Annotated in this window: 24 protein-coding genes, 2 riboswitches and 2 other annotated features; all 24 genes read right to left on the reverse strand. The window is 33.6% G+C overall.

The features are described from left to right. Nucleotides 1-113: 113 nt before the first annotated feature. The 24 genes from pheT to ytxC all read right to left on the reverse strand — a co-directional run bounded on the left by pheT (nt 114) and on the right by ytxC (nt 26,318). Nucleotides 114-2,516 (reverse strand): phenylalanine--tRNA ligase subunit beta, encoded by a 2,403-nt coding sequence (pheT, locus tag U472_RS02835; protein ID WP_068715341.1) that lies wholly within the window; start codon nt 2,514-2,516, stop codon nt 114-116. 78 nt (nt 2,517-2,594) lie between these two features. After that, nucleotides 2,595-3,614, reverse strand: a complete 1,020-nt coding sequence (gene pheS / locus U472_RS02840) for a phenylalanine--tRNA ligase subunit alpha (RefSeq protein ID WP_068715343.1) — start codon at nt 3,612-3,614, stop codon at nt 2,595-2,597. Between the two features lie 87 nt (nt 3,615-3,701). Next, nucleotides 3,702-3,982 (reverse strand) — a binding site (T-box leader). 115 nt (nt 3,983-4,097) lie between these two features. Next, nucleotides 4,098-4,904 (reverse strand): TrmH family RNA methyltransferase, encoded by an 807-nt coding sequence (locus U472_RS02845; RefSeq protein ID WP_068715345.1) that lies wholly within the window; start codon nt 4,902-4,904, stop codon nt 4,098-4,100. A 72-nt stretch (nt 4,905-4,976) separates the two neighbouring features. Continuing rightward, nucleotides 4,977-5,921, reverse strand: coding sequence for a 1-phosphofructokinase (pfkB, locus tag U472_RS02850; RefSeq protein ID WP_068715347.1), 945 nt, complete (start codon nt 5,919-5,921; stop codon nt 4,977-4,979). Nucleotides 5,922-5,937: 16 nt separating this feature from the next. Continuing rightward, a complete protein-coding gene (locus U472_RS02855) occupies nt 5,938-6,585 on the reverse strand; it encodes a potassium channel family protein (RefSeq protein ID WP_068715349.1) in 648 nt (215 codons plus the stop codon). A gap of 15 nt (nt 6,586-6,600) precedes the next feature. Then, on the reverse strand, nt 6,601-7,929 hold the full coding sequence (locus U472_RS02860; protein ID WP_425415762.1) for a TrkH family potassium uptake protein: 1,329 nt from the start codon (nt 7,927-7,929) through the stop codon (nt 6,601-6,603). Between the two features lie 418 nt (nt 7,930-8,347). Beyond that, on the reverse strand, nt 8,348-8,995 hold the full coding sequence (locus U472_RS02865; RefSeq protein WP_068715352.1) for a potassium channel family protein: 648 nt from the start codon (nt 8,993-8,995) through the stop codon (nt 8,348-8,350). Nucleotides 8,996-9,010: 15 nt separating this feature from the next. Beyond that, the gene (locus U472_RS02870; protein ID WP_068715354.1) at nt 9,011-10,345 is read right to left on the reverse strand and encodes a TrkH family potassium uptake protein; all 1,335 of its coding nucleotides are present in this window, start codon (nt 10,343-10,345) and stop codon (nt 9,011-9,013) included. Nucleotides 10,346-10,444: 99 nt separating this feature from the next. Beyond that, nucleotides 10,445-10,657, reverse strand: a riboswitch (cyclic di-AMP (ydaO/yuaA leader). 76 nt (nt 10,658-10,733) lie between these two features. After that, complete coding sequence (gene pssA, locus U472_RS02875) at nt 10,734-11,447, reverse strand: CDP-diacylglycerol--serine O-phosphatidyltransferase (RefSeq protein WP_068715356.1); 714 nt, start codon at nt 11,445-11,447, stop codon at nt 10,734-10,736. Continuing rightward, nucleotides 11,440-12,099 (reverse strand): phosphatidylserine decarboxylase family protein, encoded by a 660-nt coding sequence (locus U472_RS02880; protein WP_068715358.1) that lies wholly within the window; start codon nt 12,097-12,099, stop codon nt 11,440-11,442. Before U472_RS02880 ends, pssA begins: the two co-directional genes overlap by 8 nt. A 17-nt stretch (nt 12,100-12,116) precedes the next feature. Further along, nucleotides 12,117-12,740 carry a LysE family translocator gene (locus U472_RS02885; RefSeq protein ID WP_068715360.1) on the reverse strand — a complete coding sequence of 208 codons (624 nt, stop codon included), beginning with the start codon at nt 12,738-12,740 and terminating at the stop codon, nt 12,117-12,119. A 61-nt stretch (nt 12,741-12,801) separates the two neighbouring features. Continuing rightward, nucleotides 12,802-14,154 carry a magnesium transporter gene (gene mgtE, locus U472_RS02890; RefSeq protein ID WP_068715362.1) on the reverse strand — a complete coding sequence of 451 codons (1,353 nt, stop codon included), beginning with the start codon at nt 14,152-14,154 and terminating at the stop codon, nt 12,802-12,804. Nucleotides 14,155-14,280: 126 nt separating this feature from the next. Next, nucleotides 14,281-15,756 carry a TrkH family potassium uptake protein gene (locus tag U472_RS02895; RefSeq protein WP_068715364.1) on the reverse strand — a complete coding sequence of 492 codons (1,476 nt, stop codon included), beginning with the start codon at nt 15,754-15,756 and terminating at the stop codon, nt 14,281-14,283. A gap of 17 nt (nt 15,757-15,773) precedes the next feature. After that, nucleotides 15,774-16,433 (reverse strand): potassium channel family protein, encoded by a 660-nt coding sequence (locus U472_RS02900; protein ID WP_068715366.1) that lies wholly within the window; start codon nt 16,431-16,433, stop codon nt 15,774-15,776. 15 nt (nt 16,434-16,448) lie between these two features. Next, a complete protein-coding gene (locus U472_RS02905) occupies nt 16,449-16,847 on the reverse strand; it encodes a potassium channel family protein (RefSeq protein ID WP_068715368.1) in 399 nt (132 codons plus the stop codon). Between the two features lie 2 nt (nt 16,848-16,849). Beyond that, a complete protein-coding gene (locus U472_RS02910; protein ID WP_068715370.1) occupies nt 16,850-17,545 on the reverse strand; it encodes a response regulator in 696 nt (231 codons plus the stop codon). Nucleotides 17,546-17,565: 20 nt separating this feature from the next. Then, nucleotides 17,566-17,925 (reverse strand): response regulator transcription factor, encoded by a 360-nt coding sequence (locus U472_RS02915; RefSeq protein WP_068715373.1) that lies wholly within the window; start codon nt 17,923-17,925, stop codon nt 17,566-17,568. A gap of 9 nt (nt 17,926-17,934) precedes the next feature. Then, the gene (locus U472_RS02920) at nt 17,935-19,779 is read right to left on the reverse strand and encodes an ATP-binding protein (RefSeq protein ID WP_068715374.1); all 1,845 of its coding nucleotides are present in this window, start codon (nt 19,777-19,779) and stop codon (nt 17,935-17,937) included. A gap of 191 nt (nt 19,780-19,970) precedes the next feature. Continuing rightward, nucleotides 19,971-20,117, reverse strand: a riboswitch (cyclic di-AMP (ydaO/yuaA leader). Nucleotides 20,118-20,667: 550 nt separating this feature from the next. Then, the gene (gene rplT / locus U472_RS02925) at nt 20,668-21,021 is read right to left on the reverse strand and encodes a 50S ribosomal protein L20 (protein ID WP_068715376.1); all 354 of its coding nucleotides are present in this window, start codon (nt 21,019-21,021) and stop codon (nt 20,668-20,670) included. Nucleotides 21,022-21,046: 25 nt separating this feature from the next. After that, nucleotides 21,047-21,244 carry a 50S ribosomal protein L35 gene (gene rpmI / locus U472_RS02930; protein WP_068715378.1) on the reverse strand — a complete coding sequence of 66 codons (198 nt, stop codon included), beginning with the start codon at nt 21,242-21,244 and terminating at the stop codon, nt 21,047-21,049. 46 nt (nt 21,245-21,290) lie between these two features. Next, on the reverse strand, nt 21,291-21,827 hold the full coding sequence (gene infC / locus U472_RS02935) for a translation initiation factor IF-3 (protein WP_218059039.1): 537 nt from the start codon (nt 21,825-21,827) through the stop codon (nt 21,291-21,293). Between the two features lie 325 nt (nt 21,828-22,152). Then, nucleotides 22,153-24,066 carry a threonine--tRNA ligase gene (thrS, locus tag U472_RS02940; RefSeq protein WP_068715382.1) on the reverse strand — a complete coding sequence of 638 codons (1,914 nt, stop codon included), beginning with the start codon at nt 24,064-24,066 and terminating at the stop codon, nt 22,153-22,155. Nucleotides 24,067-24,452: 386 nt separating this feature from the next. Continuing rightward, nucleotides 24,453-24,702 (reverse strand) — a binding site (T-box leader). Between the two features lie 54 nt (nt 24,703-24,756). After that, nucleotides 24,757-25,356, reverse strand: coding sequence for a DUF445 domain-containing protein (locus U472_RS02945; protein ID WP_068715384.1), 600 nt, complete (start codon nt 25,354-25,356; stop codon nt 24,757-24,759). Nucleotides 25,357-25,424: 68 nt separating this feature from the next. After that, complete coding sequence (gene ytxC, locus U472_RS02950; RefSeq protein ID WP_068715386.1) at nt 25,425-26,318, reverse strand: putative sporulation protein YtxC; 894 nt, start codon at nt 26,316-26,318, stop codon at nt 25,425-25,427. Nucleotides 26,319-26,349: the final 31 nt, after the last annotated feature.

Genomic DNA, 26,349 nt, shown 5'->3' on the forward strand with positions numbered 1-26,349 from the left:
TTTTTCTTTTTTCTCTCAATCAACTTTTACTATATTAACATCTAATTTACAACTTGTCAAGAAAATTAATAGAAGGGTACCACATATATTATGGTACCCAAGAATCATCATATCTATTCTCTAATCTTTGCTCCTAGTTTATTATATAACTCTTCCTCTATTTTAGCTTGAACTTCATTCACTTCTTTATCAGTTAATGTTCTATCTGCCCTTCTATAAATTAATGAATAAGCTAAACTCTTATACCCTTCTGGAACCTGTTCACCTTGATATAAGTCAAATAACTCAACCGATTCTAAAATATCCTTACCTAATTTTATTATAATATCTTTAATATCTTTACTATTTAACTTTTCTTCTACTAATAATGCAATATCTCTAGTTGAAGCAGGATACTTAGGTAATGATACATACTCTCTATCAAAAGTAGCATTATCTATAATCGAAGAGAATTCTAGCTCAAAGATTGTAACTCTCTCTTCCAACTTGTAATTCTCTTGGACATCAGGGTGTAATTCCCCTAAGTATCCAACTACTTCGCCCTTTATCTTAACTTGAGCTGTTCTTCCTGGATGGAGTGTTGGATGCTCTCCAGTGATAAATTCTACATTATTTACTCCTAAAACATCAAAGTACTCTTCTAATATCCCTTTCAAATAGAAGAAACCTGGTGCATTTAAATTCCAAGGGTCTCTTAAATATTTATTCATAGCAGCCCCTGTTAATTGTATCTTCTCTAGAGGCAACTCTTTATTATCTACAGGAATAAATACTTTCCCCAATTCAAATAAAGCTACATTCTCAGCATTACGATTAATATTGAAAGAGACATTCTCTAAAATTCCTGGTAGTAATGATGTTCTCATCACACTATATTCATAACCGATAGGATTACTCAATTGAACTGTTTTTCTTAAAGAAGAATCTTCAGGTAAGTTAATTTTATTGAAGAAATCAGGATTTATAAAAGAGTAATTATGTACTTCTAATAACCCTAAACTAGCTAATAGCTCTCTAGTCTTATCCTCAACTTTCTGCTTCCAAGTCTTCTTACCTTGAGTGATATCCCCACTTGGTTGTGTAGCTTCTATCTTATCATATCCATATAATCTAGCTATCTCTTCAACCAAGTCAATCTCTTGCTCTACATCTACACGAAAAGCTGGAACTTTAACTGCTAATACATCTCCCATATCCTCAACTTCAAAGTGTAGCTTCTCTAATAAGGTCTTGATTCTAACCTTAGCAAACTCTGCACCTAATAGCTTACTTACCCTTCTTGGTCTAACCTTGATAACTCTTTCCTCAAAAGGTACAGGATAGATGTCTTGCTTACCTTTAATTACTTGACCACCACTTAGCTCTGCAATCAATTGAGCAGCTCTATCTAAAGCCAGTTCTACTATATTAATATCAACACCTCTTTCAAATCGGTGAGATGCATCACTATGTATACCTAATTTCTTTGATGTTTTTCGGACAGATACTGGATTGAAGTTAGCACTCTCTAAAAAGATTGTAGTAGTCTCATCTGTTACTTCACTATTAGCTCCACCCATTACTCCTGCTATACAGACTGCCTTTTTAGCATCTGCAATCACTAGCATATCCTCAGTTAGATTTCTCTCTTCATCATCTAGAGTAATCAGTTTCTCTCCAGCTTTAGCAGTTCTAACTACAACCTTATTTCCTTCTAATTTAGAGTAATCAAAGGCATGTAATGGCTGACCTAGCTCCATTAAAATAAAGTTAGTTACATCAACGATATTATTGATAGGTCTAACTCCTGCAGCTTCCAATCTCTTCTTTAACCATAACGGTGAATCTTTTACCTCTACACCGGTAATTACTCTACCTGCATAACGAGGACAGAGCTCATTATCTTCAACCTCTATCTTAACCCAATCATTAATCTCCTCTTCTATCTCTGTAACTTCTGCTGTAGGTAACTTTAATTCATTACCTGTTATTGCCGAAACCTCCCTTGCCACTCCAATCATACTTAAAGAGTGGGCAAAGTTAGGTGTTAAATCTAATTCAATAACTATATCATCAATACCAAGCTCATCAACCAACTTATTACCTACATTAACTTTCTCCGGTAAAATAAATAGACCATCTACTCCATCATCAGGAAGCTCCAACTCATTAGTAGAGCACATCATTCCAAAGGATGTTACACCTCTTAGCTTAGCCTTCTTGATTTTCATACCATTTGGCATAGTTGTTCCAACCAATGCTACAGGAACCTTATCACCAACATCCATATTCTTAGCACCACAGACTATCTGCAACTCTTCATCTTGACCTACATCGACCTTACAGACCGATAATTTATCAGCATTCTCATGAGAAACCTTCTCCTTTATCTGCCCTACTACTATATCCTGAATCTCTCTTCCTTTATATTCAATACCATCAACCTCTAATCCAGCTAAAGTCAACTTTTCAGCCAACTCTTCTGGTGTATAATCAAAATCTACATATTCCTTCAACCATTTATATGAAACCTTCATCCTTATCCCCCTTCGTATTAGTTACTAATAATTAACTAAAATACTTCACACTACTTACTTTTCACTTCTTACTGCTTGTTAAAACTGCTCTAAAAATCTAATATCATTCTCATATAATAATCTCATATCATCAATTCCATACTTCAACATAGCAATTCGCTCTACCCCAATACCAAAAGCAAATCCACTATACTCTTCTGAGTCTATTCCTGACATCTCCAATACATTGGGATGAACCATCCCCGAACCTAAAATCTCTAACCAACCTGTACCAGAGCAAATTCTACATCCTTCTCCACCACAACTAGCACAAGACACATCAACCTCAGCACTTGGCTCAGTAAATGGGAAGTAACTTGGTCTAAATCTAACCTCTCTCTCTTCACCAAATAGCTCATGTACAACCTTAATTAATATCGCCTTTAAATTAGCAAAGGATATATCCTTATCTATCATTAAACCTTCAACTTGATGGAATACTGGGCTATGAGTAGCATCTACCTCATCTGAACGATAAACTCTACCTGGTGCAATTACTCTAATTGGTGGTTCAGTCTTTTCCATAGTTCTAACCTGTACACCAGAGGTATGAGTTCTTAATAATATATCTCCACCCACATAAAAAGTATCTTGCATATCCCTTGCTGGATGATTTGCAGGAAAGTTTAAAGCCTCAAAGTTATAATAATCCTTCTCTACTTCAGGTCCTTCAGCAATTTCAAAGCCTAAACCTAAGAACAATTCTTTAATCTCATTAAAAGCTAAAGTTAACGGATGTTGCTTTCCTAGCTTTCTTCTTTGACCTGGTAATGTAACATCGATACCTTCCGATTTCAAACGTTCCTGTTTAGCAAGTTCTTTTAAAGTAGTTTCTTTTTCACTAAGGAGCTTATTTAACTCACCTTTAACTACATTAACTAGCTTACCAACTACTGGTCTCTCTTCTGCAGACAAACTACCCATTCCTCTTAGGATCTGGGTCAACTCTCCCTTTTTACCTAAGTACTTAATTCTTAATTCTTCTAAACTTTCTAGGTTATCAACAGCTTTAATTGCATCAATCGCTTCTTGTTGCAAACCTCTTATCTTCTCTTCCATCTCTAAATCCCCCTTATAAGTTATTTAAAACTTTTCTTAACCTTGCTCTAAGTCAAAATTATAAAAACAAAAACTCTTTCATCCTTAATTAAGGACGAAAGAGTTTATCTTCCGCGGTACCACCTTGCTTAATCTATTAAATACTTAATAGCCATTATTTTTCAGTTTATAACTAAAATAGATTCTCTTAATTTCTGATAACGGCAGAAGACCGACATAGCCTATTTTATAGTAAATCAATAACTATAGTTCAACTAGTAACTCCAGAGTGAACTTCACTTAGTCTGATTTTAAGGATACTCTCAGTCTATGATATCCTCTCCCTGATAAAATAAGTTCTAAGCTACTCTCTCCTTCACAGTCTTTAATCATATTAAATTTATTATGTAACTTTAAAGATATTGTCAATTTAATTTGTTTAAAATTATATCATAGCTTTCTAATAATCACAAGTTTAAAATAATGGTGATTAGTAATTCGTTACTAGTTATTAGTAACTATTCTCTGCCTAACAGCCTCATAGACCATTATCCCTGCAGCCATAGCTACATTCAAGGATTCAGCATCACCAACTAAAGGTATTTTAATTAGCTGGTCAGCAAATTCTATCAGTTCATCCCTTGGACCAGTTCCTTCGTTTCCTACAACAATCGCTGTAGAAGATGAGCAATCAACCTCAAAGTGATACTTATCACCATTGATATCACCAACAACGACCTTAACACCACTATCATCTAAGATGTTCTTTAATTCCTTTAGGTCACTTGCCCAATAAACAGGCATTCTAAATAAAGAACCCATTGTAGCCCGAATAGTCTTCTGATTATAAAGGCTTACGGTTCCTTTAGTAGTAATCACACCATCTACCCCTGCTGCATCAGCAGTTCTAATGATTGTCCCCAAATTACCTGGGTCTTGCACTTGATCAACTATCAATATTAGCTTATTATCTCCTGTTAATATATCAGTTAGATTATAGTCAACTTGTTCTACAATAGCCAATATACCTTGAGGACTTTCTGTATCAGCAACCTTTTGAATAATCTCATCATCAACTTCTAATATCTCTGCGCCAGTCTCTCTTAAATCAGCTAATAATTCTTCTCCACGCTGATTTCTCATTAGATACTCTGAATAAAAAACCTGCTCTATATTTACATCTTCCTTAATTGCTTCTTCGACAATTCTAACACCTTCTAAAACAAATTTGCTCTCTTGTCTAATATACTTAGTACGATATAAAGAACGTAAATATTTAATTCTATCATTTGTAAAACTAGATATTCTCATTCTATAATAACTCCCTTCTGATAATAACACGAGTTATTATATCATAATTTCTTATATTAATACAAATAGTGATTAGCACTCTAATAATTCTAATTTATCAATCTTTATTTCATCTAAATATTGATTTACTTCTTCTAATGTCCCCATCTCCGCTCCTGGTCGCAAGATAGTTGCTATACTCATAGCTATTGCAAATCTAAACATATCCTTTATCTTATAGTCATTGAGATAAGCTACTGCCATAGCAGCTACTACACTATCACCTGCTCCTACTGTACTGACCACATCTACCTCTGGAGGAGTGGCTTTAAGTGTACCTTCTTTAGTTGTCAAAACCGCTCCTTCCGCTCCCAAAGAGACTAGCACCATCTCAATTCCATCTTCGACTAAATTTTTACTGATTTCAACAGCTTCCTCTACTGATAATTCTTTTCCATAGACTTCCCCCAACTCTCTAAGATTTGGTTTAACTAAGTTAGGTTTAGCTTCTAAAGCCAATTTCAAAGGTGCTTGAGAGGTATCTAAAAAGACTTTGATATTATTATTCTCTTCTTTAATCTTATTAATTAATTTTTGATAAAAATCCTCGGAGCAACCTGATGGCAAACTTCCTGCCAATACAATAAATTCACTCTCATCTATAGTAGATATAACCTTCTCTTCTATAACCTCTAGCACTTCTTTAGGTATCTTAGGTCCTAATTGATTAATTTTGGTCTCATGACCTAAATCATCAATCACTTTTATGTTAATTCTAGTATCATCCTGTATCCAAGTAAAATCAGTGGTTATTCCTAGTTCTTTTAAACTGCCACCTATAAATTGCCCACTCTCTCCACCTATACAGCCTAAAGCCTTAGTCTCTTCTCCTAAGTTTTTTACTCCTTTAGAGACATTAATCCCTTTACCTGCCGCAGCTTTACTCACAAATTCTACTCTATTAACCTTGCCTATTTTCAATTCTGGTGCTTTTACAGTATAATCAACAGCAGGATTAATGGTTAGAGTTGTAATCAAAATAATCCCTCCCTTTCTACATCTTCCTTAATTCATCAAGGCTATCATTATCACCCATCACTATTAAAGTATCACCAGCTTTAATTTCAGTTTCAGCTCGTGGTGAGATATTTATACCATCTCTACTCCTAATTGCCATAACATTAACTCCAAAGCGGCTCCTTAACTGTAAATCCAATAGATTCTTATTATACATATTATCATCAGCTGCAATCTCCACAACACTATAGTTAGGAGCCAATTCTATATACTCTAAAACATTAGAAGAAATTAAATTATTTGCTATCCTCATTCCCATATCCCTCTCTGGATAGACAATTCTGTCTGCTCCAACCTTACTTAATACCTTCCCATGTAGCTGATCTTTAGCTTTAACAACAACACTCTTTACACCTAACTCCTTTAAAATCAAGGTAGCTAAGATATTTGCATGGATATTCTCACCGATACTAACTACTGCTACATCAAAATTGCTAACCCCTAAAGTCTTTAGAGCATCTTCATCAGTAGCATCTGCTTGGACAGCATGAGTTACTATATTACTTATCTCTTGCACCTTCTCTTCATCAGTATCAATCGCTAAAACATCATAATGCTTATTAGCTAAAGTTTTGGCAACACTATATCCAAATCTCCCTAAACCAACAACTATAAACTGCCTCAAGATTTACCCTCCTAACTATCCAATTAATATCTTCTCCTCTGGATATCTAATCTTATTGTTCTTCTCTCTCTCTCCAAGTGCCATAGCCAAAGTCAATGGTCCTACTCGTCCAGTAAACATTATAATAGTAATTAAAATCCTCCCAATAGTACTTAAATCCCCAGTTATCCCTGTAGATAGACCAACTGTAGCATAAGCAGATACCGTTTCAAAAAATACATGGAGAAAATCAAATTGCTCAGTAATTGATAAGATTAAAGTTGCCATGATAATTACCAATAAAGAGACTATCGTTACTGCTAGAGCCTTATAAACTGTAATCTGAGATAACCTCCTCTTAAATAACTCTACATCTTGCTTACCTATTATTAGTGAATATGTAGTAACTATTAATACCCCAATTGTAGTCGTCTTTAATCCTCCTCCTGTTGAACCAGGTGAGGCTCCAATAAACATTAATATAATAATTAAGAATAAACTCCCTTGGGTTAGCTTACCTATTGGAATTGTATTAAAACCTGCTGTTCTAGGAGTAACCCCTTGAAAATATGCAGAGATTAGTTCATCTTTTAAAGTTAACTGTCCAAAGGTATCAGGATTAGGTAGCTCTAATAGAAAGATACCTACAGTACCAATTAAAATCAAAAATAGAGTAGTTACTAATACTAGCTTACTATTTAATGATAAAGATTTAAATTTTCTCTTTTGATACAAATCAGCAATAACAGCAAAGCCAAGTCCACCTAAGATAAATAAGATAGTTATCACAAAATTGATATAGTAATTTCTAGTGAAATTCTCTAAACTATTACTAAATAGTGCAAATCCTGCATTACAGAAGGCAGAAATAGCATGAAAGATAGAGAAGAAAATCGCCTGAGAAACCGGTAATGAATTTTTAAAGTTAAAAAAGAGTAATAGTGCACCACTTAACTCAATGGCTAGAGTCAATACAATCACATAACGAACCAACTTAATAACTCCTGATAAGCTAAAATGGTTCAACTCCTCTCTAATAATTATTCTCTCTCTAAAAGTAATCTTTCTCCCTAATAATAATGCAAATAACGTAGATGTAGTCATAAAACCAAAACCACCAATCTGAATCAGCACCAATACCACAGTCTGTCCAAAACGAGTCAGATAAGTAGCAGTATCAACTACTATTAACCCAGTTACAGCTGTAGCCGAAGTAGCTGTAAATAATGCATCAACTAAATTCAAACCCTGTCCATTTACTGTAGCCATTGGCAATGATAATAAAAAAGCCCCTATACTGATGACTATCAGATAACCCATAGTCAAAAAACGAGCTGGAGTTAGCCACTTTGTCTTTGCAAGAATTAATATCACCTCCTGTTAAATACTCTTTCCTTAATATTACCTAAATCAAGTAAGATTATAACTTTACTATAAATTTATTTTACTAATTTAGTGGGTTATCATAGTTTAATCTTTGTATAGGAAGTGTCCTTAAGATAGATATTGCGACACTTTTATAGTTAAAAATTAAGTTCAAAACCTCACACCTCACCCCTTAATCCCCCTACGAGTAATACAGTTCAATTACTCTTCGTACACAACCAGTCTCTCCTTAACTAATGAGAGAGGAAGCTCTTTCTCTTTTACTTTTCTCCCTTCTCCTAAGAGTAGGAGAAGGGTTGAAGATGAGGTGTGAAAAGTGTCGCAATATACCCATATAACCCCTTTTCAACTAATAGAAGCATAAAAAAATGACCAACAAATGTTGGTCATTTTTCCTCTAATATTCTTTTAAAAGCCTCAAGCCATCTTCATGCCCCATTACTACCAAGATATCACCTGACTCAATTACATCAGTTGCTTCTGGTGAGACATTAACCTTATGCTCATTCTTAATAGCTATAACATTTACTCCAAATTTCCCTCTAATATCTGTTTCAGCCAAAGTCTTTCCTGATAACTTCTCAGAAGCCACTACTTCTGCAATACTATAACCTGGAGCCAGCTCAATATAATCCAATACATTAGCAGAAATTAAATTATTAGCTACTCTCACTCCCATATCACGCTCTGGATAGACTATCTTATCGGCACCTACTTTAGTCAGTAACTTACCATGTAGACTATCTTGAGCCTTTACAACAACATACTTAACACCTTGCTCCTTTAATATAAGTGTAGCCAAGATATTAGCATGAATATTTGTTCCAATACTAACTATAGCAATATCAAAGTTATTCACCCCTAAAGTCTTAAGGGCATCCTCATCAGTAGCATCTGCCTGTACTGCATGGGTTACCAAGCCACTAATCTCTTGAATCTTATCGGCATCTGAGTCAACAACCAAGACATCATAACCTTTACTAGCCAATGTAGTTGCTACACTTGAGCCAAATCTACCTAAACCTACAACCATAAATTGCTTCATTAATCTAGACCTCCCTTAGCCAACTAAAATCTTCTCTTTTGGATATCTAATATTAACTTTATCCTTTCTTTCACCAACAGCCAAAGCAATCGTCAATGGACCAACTCTACCTGCAAACATAGTCAAAATTATTACAATCCTACCTATAATTGATAGGCTACCAGTTAACCCAGTAGATAATCCAACAGTACCAAAGGCTGAGACTGCTTCAAAGAATAAGTCTAAAAACTCTCCATCTTCAGTTATGGTTAAGACCATAGTCACTGTTACTACCAATAATAAGGCAATCAATACAATAGACAAGGCATTGTAAATAGTCTCTTTTCCTAGCCTTCTCTTAAAGATTTCAATATCATCTCTACCAGTTGCTCTAGAGTATAATACAGCAACTAAAGCTCCAAAGGTGGTGGTCTTAACTCCACCACCAGTTGACCCTGGACTAGCACCAATAAACATCAAAATAATCGTAAAGAATATTGTAGAACCTCTTAGAGCACCTGTTGGAACGGTATTAAATCCAGCCGTTCTTGGAGTAACTGCTAAGAAGTAAGAAGCTATAATCTTATCTCCTAAAGGCAGATTTCCTATAGTTGCTGGATTAGAATACTCTAAAACAAAAGAGACAATAGTTCCTACAACAAGTAAAATCGCTGTTACACTCAATACCAGTTTGGTCTGCAATGAAAAATTTTTAAACTTTTTACCTGAATAGACCTCTGCAATCACAGCAAATCCAATTCCACCTAAAATAATTAAAGATGTAATTACCAAGTTAACAACAATATCACCTGTGAAGTTCTCCAAACTATTACCAAAGATATCAAATCCAGCATTATTAAAAGCAGAAATTGAATGGAAGATACCAAAATACAAAGCCTTTCCTGCTGGCATATCAAATAAGAATCTAATAAATAAGATAAATGCACCTATACCTTCAATAATAAAGGTTACACCAATTACATACTTTACTATCCTAATAATCCCTGATAGTTCAAACTGATCTAAGTCCTGTTGAATGATTAATCTCTCTCTTAAAGTAATCTTCTTCCCTAATAAAAGAGCAAATAAAGTAGACATAGACATAATTCCCAATCCACCAATCTGAATCAAACATAAAATTACTATCTGCCCAAACATAGTAAAGAAGGTACTTGTATTCTCAACAATCAATCCTGTTACAGCTGTAGCAGAAGTAGCTGTAAAGACTGAATCTAAGAAGTTCATGCCCTCACCATTTGTTGTTGCTATAGGTAAAGTTAGTAGTATAGCACCTAACAGTATTACAACCAAATAACCCAAGGATAGTACCTGAGCTGGAGTTAGATTATGGATACTCAACCTTCTCTTCATATTCAAACCTCTCTTTCTGTTAACAGTCACCACTATTTCAAATGTAAAAATTAGCCATAAAATAAAAAAAGACATAGGACACCCTATGCATATACTTAACTGGTCTCCCTTTCACGCTGACGAGGTTAGCTGTCGGATTCGGACTAAAAGGATAGCCCTACTAATAATCAAGACTAAGTTTAAGATTAAGTATAAGTAAATTGTGAACTACTCATTATTTTACTTGAACTCAGCTCTAGACTTAAACTTACTATTAGATTCACCCCAAAAAGTGGTTCCCCCGCTCCTATTAGGATTAAGCGTTTGCTATTTAATTATTTTGTTCATTATACTACAATTTAAAATTGTTGTAAAGAAGAGTAGTTTGACAATTAAATTTTTATTATAATTAACTCACTTCTTCTTTTGAAGTAAACCTCTTCTCTTTTATAAAGTTAAAGCTATTAACCAAGAAGTAGGATAATCCAAAAGGAAATAGTAGATATTTTGCAAATACAGCAACAAGTATCAATAAAGCCAGTAGCCCTTTAGAATCTAGTACTTTAAAGGTTTTAGAGATACTTTTAAAGGTTATCGCGCTGACCATAAGTATAGAAACAAAGAATGCCAAAATCAAAAATAGATTTATTTGAACTAATTCACCCCAAACTGCATTAGAAAAGATATTATAAGAAGCAAGTAAGCCTGCTGCAGTAGGAATAGGCATCCCTATAAAATCAGCTTTATCCTTTGATGCCTCTGTTATAATATTGAATTTGACTAACCTTAATACCCCACAGAGAAGATATAAAAAAGAAAGAGGTATAATTAGCTCTTTTAATGCCACCTGCTCCATTAATATAGAGTATATCAAAATTCCAGGTGCCATACCAAAAGAGACAGCATCACAAAAAGAATCAAATTCCTTACCAAATTCACTAAAACCATCTAAGGCTCTTGCCGTCTTACCATCTAATCCATCTGCCACCATAGCCATAACTATCAACCAAGATGCCTTTAACAAATCACCTTGAAAGGACATGATTATACTCAAAAACCCAAGCAACATATTTGCCCCAGTTATAATATTAGGAATAACAAATCTCTTCTCTATCCTATTCATAGAAATCACCTATTATTGTTTCGCCACCTTTTACTTTGTCACCTATATTAACTTTGATATTGATATCCTCTTCAATTAAAATATCAGTTCTAGAGCCAAATTTAATCATACCATAAATCTGACCTTGCTTAACCTCATCGCCCAATCCTTTAACAGCTATAATTCTTCTAGCAATAAGTCCTGCTATCTGTTTAACTAATATATTTCCATGCTTTGTTTTTATCCCTATCATATTCTGTTCATTATCTAAGGATGCTTTTTCACTAAAAGCATTTATAAATTTACCATGATTATAATTTTCATAAACTATCTCTCCATCAATTGGAATTCGATTAATGTGTACGTTAAAGACATTTAGAAAAATACTAATACGTGTTACTTCTCTACCTTCAAAAAAGAAATTATCCTTCTCCTTCTTTATCGCTACTATCTTTCCATCTGCAGGAGATATTAGAGAATTAGGAAGGTCTGGTACATTCCTCTTAGGGTTTCTAAAGAACCAGATAGAGAAGCAAGCAAATAAAATTCCCAAAATTGCTAAAGTTAATAATAGCTTACTCTCCAATTTAATAAATCCAAACCATAATAATAAATCGATTATCAATGTAGGTACTAATTGTTTCATTAAATTACTAATCCAAAATTTTTTCATGACTCCCCCTTAAATAATTAAAATTTAAATATTACTTTTAGCAAACTAAACAACCCAAACAGAGTAATCATTATCCCAATTATCTTTTCAAAAAAGATAAGCTTATCCATCTCATAATCCTTCTTAGATATCTTTAGCCAATTAGTAGTGAAGAACCAGAAGATAGTAGAACCCATAAAGATAGAAATAATAAAGACTATACTTTCTATTAAATTTTCAGACTCTACATCTATACCCATTTTAGCAAATATGGCCAAAAAGATAAGAAAGGTCATTGGATTGGATAACCCCATCAAAAATGTCGATAAAGCTGGATGAATTACTTCTTTCTCCTCTTCTAGCTCTTTATCTCCTATAGCTTTGATAATAATATTGATTCCAACAATTAAAAACAGAACACCTGTTACACCATTAAAAAAATATCTATTCTTTTCTAAAAAATCGTCAATAAGTCCCATACCCAAAATAGCTAGTGATGAATAGCATAAATCTGATAATGCCCCACCAAGACCAGATAGAAAACCAGCTCTCCAGCCTTTATTTAAAGTTCTTTGTATCGATATAAGACCAAGAGGACCAATTGGTAACGATACTATCATACCTATAAGCAAACCTTTTAATATAATTAAAAGCTCAATCATATTACTCCTATCCCCTCATAATTATATGAATATAGTCTTATTCTGAAATTAATCAAAAATATCAAACAATTAAAAAATTAAGAAATACTTTAGCCAAGCCCAAGAAGATAAAGAAACCAAAGACATCAGTGGCAGTAGTCAAAATAATTGCAGAAGCTAAGGCTGGGTCTATCCCGACTATCTTTAAACCAAGGGGAATCAAAAAGCCACTCAATCCTGCTATTATTAAATTACAAATCATTGCCAATAAGATTATCAATCCCAAATATGGGTTACCATAGACAAAATAAAGAATAACTCCTGTTACAACACCTGTTGCTGCACCATGAATCAATCCCAGCAATATCTCTTTAAAGACTATCTTCCAGCTCTCCTTTAGTTCCAATTCACCTAATGCTATACTTCTAATTGTAATCGATAAAGTCTGAGTACCAGCATTGCCACCCATACCTGCTACAATCGGCATCGCTGCTGCCAATGCAACCACTTGGGCAATCACATCCTCAAATAAGCCTACAGTATATGCAGCCAAAAAAGCTGTTACTAAATTTATTAATAACCAAGGCAATCTTCTACGAATAGAGATCATTAGAGAGCTATCTATCCTCTCTTCTTCACTCACACCACCTAATTTAAGGATATCCTCAGTATTCTCTTCTTCGATAACGTCAATAATATCATCAACGGTAATAATTCCTAGCATAATCCCTTTACGGCTGATTACTGGAATAGCAGTTAAATCATATTTGGCTACTAATAAAGCAACCTCCTCTTGATCTATATCAGGTGTAACAGAAATTACGTTAGTATTTGCTATATCCCTTAATAGAGTTTCCTCTTTAGCTACTAAGATATCTCTTAAATCAGCAACTCCTACTAACTTTTTAGAATCATCTAAAACAAAAATAGAACGAATAACTTCTGTTGTAGGGCTTATCCTCTTAATCTTTGTCAGTGCTTCGATAGTGGTCAGACTCTCCTTAAGAGCAATAAATTCTGTGGTCATCAATCCTCCAGCTGACTCTTCATCATATCCTAATAGCTTGCGAATGGCTCCAGAATCTTCTTCCTTCATCATATTCAATATCTTCTTGCTTTCAGCAAAGGTTAAGTTTCCTATTATATCTGTTATATCATCAGTAGCCATATAATTGAAGATACTAATGATATCTTTTATATCAAGTAACCTTAAAAACCTAGCTTGAAAATCATCTTCAGCCTGTTCCAAAACTTCTGCCATTAATTCAGTATCAACTCTTTTATAAAATTGGAGAAGCTCATCATCATTTAAATCAGTTATAGTTTCTGCTAAATCTATAGGATGAATCGTCTCCAACCAACTATGTAATCCTTTATTATCTTTTTTCAGCTCTCCAATTAACTCATTGCATAATTTATCAGAAATCTTAATCACCCCCAATTAAAGTTGTTCAACAATAAAAACAAAAGATTAGTTAACTAATCTTTTGTTTTTTATCATTACCTTCTTCTATTTTAACATTTTATATACCAGAAATTCAATCTAATCTTTTATCATCCTCTATTCTGTAGCTAAATACTTAGCATCCTTAACTATCTTGGCAACAGCAAAGAAGATTACTAAAAACTCCAGTCTTCCTAAGAACATTCCCACTGTTTGAGTCCATAAAATCCCTGCTGGAGCATCAGGGCTGGTAATCCCAATTGATAGTCCAACAGTACCTAAAGAAGAAGCAAATTCAAACATCGATTCTGCCAAACCATATCCATAAGCTAAGTAAATTAAAACTCCAATAAAGTATGTAACCATATAAAGATAAATATAATTTGCAGTTTCACGAATATATTCTGCTTTAATGTATAACTTTTGTTCTCCTCTCCAGATATAATTCTCTACTACAGAATTTGGAGGTAAGAAATATCCCTTTAACTCCCACCAGACCGACTTAATCATTAGATAAATCCTATATAGCTTAATACCACCTGCTGTAGAACCAGTTCCACCACCAATCCACATCAATAAAACCATCGCTAAAACACCAAATTGATTCCAATTACTGAAAGTATCTAAAGAGAATCCTGTAGTTGAAATAGCAGATACTACTTCAAAAAATCCCCGTCTGACTGTAGCAGGCAAACTTGTATATAAGCCATTTAAGGAAAAATAACTGACAATTGGAGTAAAGATAGCGATGATGAATAATAATAATCTAATCTCACCATTTTTGAAAAAAACCTTAAACTTCCCCTTTAATAAGGCAAAGTGGGTAGCAAAATTAATCGTTCCTAAGATCATCAATAACCAAGTTACCATCTCTATCGGAAGACTATTCCAATGACCTATACTGTCAACCTTAGTTGAGAACCCACCTGTCGATAATGCAGGAATAGCATGATTGATCGCATCAAAGACTCCCATTCCAGCTATCACATATAAAATAGTCCCTCCAATAATATATCCAAGGTAGATATACATAATAGCCTTAGTTGACTTCTTAACATGGGGTAATAATTGGTCACTTCTACCCTCTGCATTATATAATCCAAAGCCATAAGGATGCAAAACAGAAGATAACATTACTACTATTAATCCTACCCCTCCAAAGAACTGCATAATACTTCTCCACATCAAAAAGACATGAGAAGCCTTAGTCACATCAACTACCGATAATCCTGTCGTTGTCCAACCACTAGTAGCCTCAAAGACGGCTTGGGTAAAGTTCAACTCCCCTGTTATCATAAAAGGCATAGCGGAAGCTATAATAGCTATAATCCAAGAGATTAAAACTATAATCCCACCTTCCTTTAAGGAAAGGGTGACTTCATCTTTGACAGGTGTTAATTTCCACAGTAAAAGTCCAACCCCAAAAAAGATAGCAGCTGGAATTAAAAATGCCTTTATATAAACTATTTCTTTGGGGTAAAAAGGTAAAACCAACAGTGGTAGTAATAAAAATCCACCAATTGCCATCGTTAGGATTCCAATATATTTTGTTATTAACTTATACCTTTCTCTGATAATACTTGCATATCTCATTTCTATTCCTCCGCTTCTTACTCACCAGATAATACAGCAAAAGCCTCTCCTTGATTCTCTGGTAGAGTAATAATTAATACCTTATCTCCCTCTAATAGCTGAGTATCACCTTTAGGAATAACGACCTCTTCCCCTCTAATAATACAACCAAAAACTATATCCCGAGGAAGATTAATCTCCTTTAAAGTCTTGCCTAAAACCGGCGAACTCTTTTGTAAAATAACTTGGGAGATATTAATTCTCCCCTCTTCAATCGACAATAAATTATTGACATCAGCCACTTCTACTCTCTGCTCAATCAATAAAGAAATTAGCTTTGTTGTATTAAAGATAGTCTCTACCCCTAATTCTTTAAATATCTTCTCATTATCTGGATTATTGACCACAGAGAAGGTCTTAGGTACACCAAATTCTCTTTGAGCTAATTGGCAAATGAATAAATTATCTGGATCATTTCCCGTCAAGGATAAGATAGCATCTGCCTTGCCAGCTTCTGCTTCCCTTAAAGCATCAGGTTTAGAACCATCACCATTAATCACCAAACAATTAAGCTCCCGAGCTAAAAGCTGACAATACTCTTCATCTTTATTCACTATAGAGACCTGATATCCCTTAGCCAAGAAATTCTTAGCTAAGTAATAAATTACCTTTCCTCCACCAACCATTATAATTCTCATACTAATCTCTCCCTATTATCCAATAATCTCTCTTGTAAATTTATCTACCAATAAATTGGTAGGACTCATTGTAATCACATCTAAATTGCGATAAATAACTTCCTTCTCTGGATCTAAGAGTCTAACCATCACCTTTGGTATTTGATATAATTCACTGGCTATTTGAGCAATCATGGCATTAACATTGTCATTGTCAGTAGTGATTACCACTACATCGGCTTTGTCAAATTTGGCCGACTTCAATGTCTCTATTTCAGTAGCATCTCCATTGATTGTAAAGCCTGTAAATTCTGCTGATAATCTATCAAAAGATCCAAACTTCTTATCTATCACCACCACATCTTCTCCTGCTTTAGATAGTTGATTGGCTAGATAAGAGCCACTCCTACCACAACCTATAACTACAATATACATAATTACTCACCTTCCTTATCAATTTCCTCACCTAGATTAATACCTTCCTTCTGATAATCAAATTGAGTACTTCGCTCTAAATTCTCTTGAGCTGGACGATAAGCTGGGTCTAGAGACAAAGCAGCTCTATAGTTCTTTTGAGCCTCTGACAGATTATCCTGCAACTCCATAATTACCCCCATCAAATTAAAGGCTTCTGGTTTAGTAGCATCTAAGCCAACTGCGTTCTGCAAGTAATTATAGCCTTTAGTAAAATCACGCTTGCTAATAGCAGATTTAGCATAACTTAGATAATCTTCATAGCTATTCAACTCCTCATCAGATACTGCTAAGCTCTGCCTATCTAGCACTTCTTTAACTATCTCTCGAATCTCATTAGGAGCAAAAGGCTTTCTTAAATAATCTACTGCCCCCATCTTCATGGTCTCTACTGCTGTCTCTATCGTTCCAAAACCTGTAATCATAACAATATTAACATTATTATCTAACTCTTTGAGTTTCTTTAGAACTTCAATTCCATCAATTCCTGGTAGCTTCATATCAAGTAATACAAGGTCAAAATTATCATCTTTGAACTTTTCTAATCCATCTTCACCGTTGACACCTGTAACCACTTCATAATCTTGATTCAAGCATTGCTTTAAGGTAATTCTAATATTCTTCTCATCATCAATAATCAAAATCTTCTTTTTATCCATTATAAATCTCCCCTTTTTATTTATAGATAGGATGCAATCTTCTCTAATAACTTATTAGGCTCAACTGGCTTGATAATATAATCATCAGCCCCCAAATCATAAGCCTTCTTAATATCCTCTTCCTCTGCTTTAGCACTCATCATTAGTATAGGTATCTGAGTTGTCGCCTCATCCTTCTTCAAGGTCTCACAGACCAAAAAACCATTCATCTTAGGAATCTTAATATCCAATAAGATTAAGTCTGGTTCCCATTCAAAGGCTGTATCTACAGCATCTACCCCATCAGATACAACCTTGACCTCATATCCAGCATTGCTTAAACAGATCTTTAATACAGTTACAATATTCTTACTATCTTCAACAACTAATATTTTATTCAATCTGACCACCTACTTTGGTAATTTAAGAGTAAAGGTAAATCTAGTACCCTCTCCAACTTCACTTTCAACCCAAATCCTACCACCATGGGCTTCAATCATCTCTTTAGAGATAGCTAAACCTAAGCCAGAACCAGTATCCTTATCCTTATCTCCTCCTACCCTCATAAATTTATCAAAGATTTTATGCTGATACTCTTTAGGGATCCCCTCTCCTGTATCGGTAACAGAGATATGAACTTTATGACCTTTCTTCTCAGCTGACAGCTTGATTTGATCACCTGACTGGGTATAACGGAGGGCATTGCCTATCAGGTTAGTAATAACCCAAGTAATTTTATTTAAATCAGCATGCACCGCTAAATCATCTACATCATCTGCTACCAACTCTACCCCTTTATTCTTAGCTTGATCAACAAAAGGTTTGATTGATGCCTTAAATATCTTCTCTACTTGTATATTATCAAATTCTAAGTTTATCTCTCCTGACTCTATCTTTGATAAGTCTAATAAATCATCTACTAAATTATTTAAACGCTCACAATCTTCCTTAGCTACTTCTAATAACTCCTGCTGATTATCGTTAACCTCACCAATATTGCCTTCTAAGAGCATGCTGATACCCATATTCATAGAGGTTAATGGTGTTCTAAACTCATGGGAAACCATAGAAACAAATTCCGACTTCATCTCATCCACCTCTTTAAGGTGAGTAATATCATCAAGTAAGGTTACTACTAGCTTAGTATCTCCACTTTTATCCTTTACTGGGGTTGTGCTAACTCTAAAATAAAGCTCTTTATTCTTTTGTTCAAACTTAATCACCCTACTATCTTTACCAGATTGCTCTGAGCCTGAATTTAAGGTCTCAGCAATTAAATTAAAGATTCTCTCCTCTTTAATCGTCTCTAAAAAGTGATTACCTAATACATTCTCTTCCTCTAGCTTAAATAACTTTTCAGCTCTGGGATTAATCAATAGTATCTTATTCTCATCATCAGTCACCAATAAAGGACTGGATATGCTCTTAACTATACCTTCTGATTTGTTCTTCTCAGCAATTAATTTAGATACATTCATCTCTTCATACTCTCTTAATCTTTGGGTCATACTATTAAACTCTGCTGCTAACTCTCCAATTTCATCTTTAGTATCAACTTCAATTAACTGTTCTAAATCTCCATCAGCTACCTCTTTGACTATTTCTGTCAATCTTTTAGTCGGTCTAATAATCAGATTAGAGATATAAATTCCAAGTACAATAGCTAAAATTACTGCAAGTACAGAAAATACTATTGTAGAATAAATTGCTTGGCTAGCATTATTATTAGCCTTCTGTTGTGACTCTTTCATATGTTCTTGATTAACCATTAGCAATTTTCTAGTTTCATTCTTTACCTTCTCAAATTGAGGCATAGATTCCTCAAGATAATAATCCTGAACCTTCTGAATTTCATTCTGATTAGCCAATTGGCGTAAATTCCAAAACTTATCTAGATAAGCTTGATAACCCTCGTTAATATTGTTGATAATCTTCTCTTCTTCAGGAATCGTAATATTATCCTCAGCCCTTGACAGATACTTCATAAACTGCATTTGGTTCTCTTGGAAGATATTTAAGGCTTTATCTTTTTGCCCAAAGCTAAAGATTAACTCTGCACTATCTTGCCGTTCTAAAGACTCTACCATCTTCTCAGCAGCAATAACACTTCGATAATTTTCCACCATAATATCATGTATCGCTTCATTTAAGGTCATAAAATTACTGATAGACCAGAGAGCAACACCGATTGTAATCAAGATAATAACTATGTATCCTAATAAGATTTTTATCTTTAAGCTTAAATTCTTAATCATTACATCACCTCACAAGGCTATTATTGACTAAATCAAATTAATTTATTTTATAATTAAAAAAGGCTATAGCAGGTAGCTATAGCCTTTTAACGTCTATAATATATATCTGATAATGATAATATAAATAAATTATGCCATTTACATCAAAATAAAGCACAAAATATAATATTTCATTTTCAGATATACTACGCCCTACCCCTTTTCAACGCTTACGAGGTTAGCTGTCGGACTCAGGTTAAAGGTAACCTTAGAAAATATAGCAGTACTATGTTTTCACTCGCCCCAAAAAAGTGGGTCCCCCGCTTCTATCTTAATATAGAACTCAGCGATTAAAGTAGCTATTCAATTTTGTTAGTGTTATTATAACCATTAATATGGCTAAATGTCAAGATAAATATATCAAGATTATATCTTCTGCTAACAGAAAAAACTAGACAGCAGAATGATATTGCGATACTTTTGAATTTGCAATTAAAAGTTTTTTAACCCGAAGAAAATTAATGTTTAAACGAAGCAAGCATTTTAAAAAATAATATACTTAATATAAGCTTTGAATTAGAACTCTTAAATTTCTTAATCTCAATGGATATTAATTGCGTAGTGAGTAGGCTCTGCCACGAAGAGTTTTGGTTCTGGGCTGCCCTTGCCACAAAGGGGTTGCTTTATAACCCCAAAGGTAAAACTCGTAGGTTTGGTTTCTTTTGGGGCAATGCCAAAAGAAACTCGCTCTTAGGCAAAACCTAAGATGGGCTTACTTCTCCAAAAGTAAGAGTATAGCAATATATCAATAAAAAGAAACTAACCATATCAAAAACAACTATTATATCTAACAAATATCAAAGATATAATAAAAATCCCTAGAACAATAAGCCCTAGGGATTTTTATAACTATATATTTTCTTTAGCTAAGTTAACTAATTCTACGAAGGAATCATTATCATGGATAGCTAATTCAGATAACATCTTTCTGTTGATATCAACATTAGCTTGTTTTAAACCATAGATAAATTTGCTGTAAGAAAGTCCATGTGGTCTTACCCCAGCATTGATTCTTGTAATCCATAGTCTTCTGAAGTTTCTTTTCTTTTGCTTTCTATCTCTATAAGCATAATTTAAAGATTTTAATACCTGCTCAGTAGCTGGTCTATATAATTTACTCTTAGAACCAAAGTAACCTTTAGCTAACTTTAATATCTTCTTTCTTCTTTTTCTTCTTCTATTACCTCGTGTAACTCGTGGCATTATATTTCCTCCTTAATCTTTCTCTCTATTCGTATGGTAATGCTCTTGCAATTCTCTTTTCATCTGCTTTAGCTGCTACTTCACCTTTTCTGTAGTTTCTCTTTCTCTTACTACTCTTTTTAGCTAGTAAGTGGTTAGCAAAAGCTTTGTTCTTTTTGAATTTACCTGTTCCAGTCTTCTTAAATCTCTTCTTTACTGCTTTTCTTGTCTTCATTTTACCCATATCTATTATTTCCTCCTCTCGGTTATTTGCAACAATTGCTACGAGATTACTTATCACTTATTGGAGTAATAAACATTAACATATGTCTACCTTCCATACTTGGCTTACTAGATATTTGACCCAAATCTTTAACCTCTTCTGCAAACCTGTTCATTAAATCATAAGCAATATCTTTATGTGCAATTTCTCTTCCTCGGAAGCGAATTCTAACCTTAACTTTATCTTTATTTTCTAAGAATCTTTTTGCCATATTGACTTTAACATTGAAGTCATGATCTTCAATCTTAACACTCATTTGGACTTCTTTAACTTTCATAATGTTCTGATTCTTTTTAGCTTCTTTAGCTTTTTTAGCTTGCTCATATTTATACTTACCATAATCCATTATCTTACAAACTGGTGGTTTAGCTTGAGGAGCTACCTCTACTAAATCTAAAGCCTTCTCTTCAGCAATACTTAAAGCCTGTTTTAAAGGCATAATTCCTATCTGTCCACCATCATTACCAACAACTCTAATTTCACGAGCACGAATTCGCTCATTAGTTCTTAAATCCGTACTAATTTTATATGCACCTCCTAAGATTTAAAAAGAAAAAAGATGACCCTATATGGTCATCCCGCTTACAGATTTAAACATGAAAATACTTTAATATCATAAATTAAAGCACTAATATGTCTAACTCTATTAACCCAAAGACTCTATTCTCTAGGTGAGAAGCGGATGACTTCTGCTTTGTTTTCCTCTAACAGTATACTACATATTAAAAATTGTGTCAAGGAAAATTTATTAAGTTTAATCCTTATCACTAATATATAATTTACCTTATCAATATATGAATCAGAGAACAAAAATGTTCTCTGATTCTAAAATCATTCTATTAAATTTATTCTTAAACTTAATCTTAGGCTTATTCTTTATTCTTAATCTCTTCTAAAATATCTTCCTTAAATTTAGCAACTTTCACAGCACCTATATCACCTTCACGACGATGTCTAACAGATACTGTCTCTTCCTCAACTTCATTGTCACCAACAATTAGCATATATGGAACCTGTTGAACCTGTGCCTCTCTAATCTTATATCCAACCTTCTCTTGACGGTTATCAACTTCAACTCTAACTCCAATATTTGATAGCTCTTCTCTTACTTGATATGCATAATCTAAGTGATTATCTGTAATAGGAATAATTTGAACCTGTACTGGTGCTAACCAAGTTGGAAATGCTCCAGCATAATGCTCAATTAAGATTCCCATAAATCGCTCTAAACTTCCAAGAATAGCACGGTGAATCATAACTGGTCTATGGTCTTCACCATCACTACCAACATAAATTAAATCAAATCGTTCTGGCATTTGAAAATCCAGCTGAATAGTTCCACATTGCCAAGTCCGTCCTAAACAATCTTCTAAATGAAAATCAATCTTTGGACCATAAAATGCTCCATCTCCTGAATTTAATTTATAATCTAAATCATTATCCTTAATTACTTCTTCTAGAGCTGATTCCGCCCTTTCCCATAATTCATCAGAACCCATTGCCTTTTCTGGTTTAGTACTTAACTCTACTTTATATTTGAAACCAAAAGTACTATAGATTTTATCAACTAACTTAATAACTCCTGTTAATTCATCTTTGATCTGATCAGGTAAGCAGAAGATATGGGCATCATCTTGAGTAAAGTTTCTAACTCTCATCAATCCATGTAGAGCTCCTGATAACTCATGACGGTGAACTAATCCTAGCTCTGCCATTCTAATTGGCAACTCTCGATAACTATGCTTTTTGTGCTTATAAACCAAAATTCCACCAGGGCAGTTCATTGGTTTAACAGCATAATCTCCATCATCAATCTTAGTAAAGTACATATCATCTCGATAATGATCCCAGTGTCCAGATTGTTGCCATAAACTTTGATTTAAGATAATTGGAGTTTTAATCTCTGCATATCCAGCCTTACGATGCTCTTCTTTCCAAAAGTTAACTAGTTCATTTCTTAAAATCATACCTTTTGGATGGAAGAATGGAAATCCTGGACCTTCTTCTTGGATACTAAATAAATCCAATTCTTTTCCTAACTTTCTATGGTCACGCTTTTTAGCCTCTTCTAATCTTTCTAAGTACTGCTCTAAATCATCCTTTTTATAAAAAGCAGTCGCATAAACTCTCTGTAGCATCTTATTATTCTCATTACCACGCCAATATGCTCCTGCTACATTTAATAATTTAAAAGCATTATTCTTTAACTTACCTGTTGATGGTAAATGGGGTCCACGGCATAAGTCTGTAAATTCACCTTGAGTATATAAAGTTACAGTCTTATCCTCTAGCTCTTCGATCAATTCTACCTTATAATCCTCACCTAACTCTTTCATCACTTTGATTGCTTCTTCTTTAGAGACAACTTTTCTCTCAATTTCATTCTTTTCATTGATAATCTTCTTCATCTCAGCTTCTATCTTATCAAAATCATCTTCAGATAATCTATGTGCCATATCAAAGTCATAATAGAAACCATCGTCAATTGTAGGTCCTATCGCCAATTTCACATCTTTGTATAATCTTTTAACTGCTTGAGCTAAAACATGAGCAGCAGTATGACGATAAACATCTAAGCCTTCATCAGAACCAAGAGTAATCAGCTCTAAATCAACATCTTCTTCTATCTTATAAGAGACATCAACAGTCTCTCCATTAACCTTTCCTGCTATCGAAGCCCTTCCTAGTCGAGAACCAATATCAAAAGCAACATCTTTAACTGTAGTTCCTTGTTCATACCCCCGATTTGAACCATCTGGTAAAGTAACTTTTACTTGACTCATTTTTATTCCCCCTTTTTTGTAATTAAAAATTTAAAATTGATAATTAAAAGAACTTAAACCGAAGAAAATTAATGTTTGAACGAAGCAAACATTCTCAAAAGATAACAATTCTACTCCAAACTTTGAATTAGAAGTACTATATTTCTAATTCTCAATAGCTATGATTGCTGAGAGAGTTTAATTTTCTTCTAGACCTTTTGGTTACTTTTAGGGCAATGCTAAAAGTAACACGGGAAAAAGCTGATAAGCTTTCTCGTAATTATTTTAATAAATAAAGATTTATTCACTTTGTAAAGTAAAAACGTTATATCTAATTAAAAAACAAATATATTTGTTTTTTACCATAAATAAACAACTACAAAAAACAAAAAATCCCCATCTCTAAATTTAGAGACGTAGGATTCGTGGTTCCACTCTAATTAAATTTATATCATCCCATGACAAAGTAGAGATAAGATAAATTTCACTCATTTCAAGATAACGGATTTTACCGGAGCACCCTAATACTTATTGTAAGGTTCAGGTGTCAACTCAGAGGTGGTTTTCGGCTAAATATTCTTAGGAGACTTCCAGCTGATAATCTCCATTCTCTGTTAAGAAAGTCTTTAGCTTACTCGTCCTCTTCATAGTCTTTATAATTATTATCTTAATAAAATTATAAGTATAATTAAATTAGCTGTCAAGTTAAATTTAGAAATTAGCTAAAATTAATGCTTGTCCAATTCCAACTATAAAACCTAAAATCGCTCCTAAAACCTCGATATGCTTTAATTCTTTGCTAGCAACTTCTAGTGCCAATCCCTCTAACTCTTTCATTTCAAAATTACCAATTTCCGTTTCTACCAATTTAGCTATATCAATCTCATTTAAGACCTTGTCTTTAAAATTATCCATAAGTTGATCAAGGTATGGGTCTAAATCCCTATTGACCATCTCTTTTAAGAAGTTTATAATCATCACTTTAAAGTTATCAGGAATAAAAGGTGGTATCTTCTCTTCAGCCTTTTCATCAATGACTCGCACAATAGCTTCTTTAATATCATCTTTTACTTCTAAACCTGCTAACTCTCTCTCTAGCTCCTCTTTAGGGAGTAAATCTTGCTCTACAATCTCTCCAACCTTTTTGGCTAACTCTTTACGCCTCTTTGGTAGTATTCCCTGTAATTCAAAATTTAATAAAGGTATTTTAACAGGTTTATATGGTTTAAAGAGTAGCTTAATAGCTAAATAATTGGTAATCCAACCGATTAAAGCTCCAATAATCGGTAAAAACGCAAGTTTCCAAGCCATATATATCCCTCGCCTTCTTATAAAATCAATTATAATTATACAATTTGATCTTTAATTTGACAAGGTCTTTATTCAGATTCATTAAAGCTACCTCTTTTACAGTGCTTACAGCCCAAACAGATAGATATCTTATCAGTAAATACATTCTGTAAGGTCTTTAGCAAAGAGATTGGTTCTTTAAAGTGAAGAATAATCTCTTCAGGAGCAGCTGTAATTAAAGCACTAATCAATAAATCCTCATAATCCAACTCACAATCAACCATATTCAAGATATGTTCATCCAAATATGTATTCTCAACAACCTTTTCATTTTGGTCTAAGAGCTTAAAGTGACCATTATTGATTTTTACTACATGAATTAATCTATTTTTTGCTTCTTGATTATCTATAAAGTATTTTAATAAATTTATAAACTCTTCATATTCCTTCTCTACCACAAAATCTTCTACCGCTCTATCAATCGCTACTTCTAGCTCTGTTAAATAATCTTTTAATCTAAATCGAATAAATCCTTCTAAAGTAATCTCATTTGTCTCTTCTAAATAATTTAAAATCTCTAATAAGATACGATTTTTACGTTGGATTTTAGAAATTATATCATTTTCCTCTTTAGATATCAAAAAGTTCAATCTATCCATTGCTATCTCTAAAATCTCTTCTCGTTGCTGATCAGAAAAATCTCTATAATTGCTCTTTAATATCTTCATTAACAGCTCTTCTTCTAGATCATTAATTATTACATCTGATAAAGCATTTGCAATATACTCTTTAAATATAGTAGTGAGATTATCTAGTTCACCATTAGTAAAAGAACATCTACATGTAAATATGCAAAGCTCTCCATTACCAAATTCATCTATCTCAATTATAATACCATCCTCTTTTAAAAATTCCAGTTCAAAAGCCAATCTCTCCCTTAGACAATCTGCATAACGACTAGTACCTATTTCAGTTATAGGCATTATACCACTCCCTTAAAAAATCAAATCTATA

It is taken from the genome of Orenia metallireducens (assembly GCF_001693735.1).
Classification (GTDB): Bacteria; Bacillota; Halanaerobiia; order Halobacteroidales; family Halobacteroidaceae; genus Orenia; species Orenia metallireducens.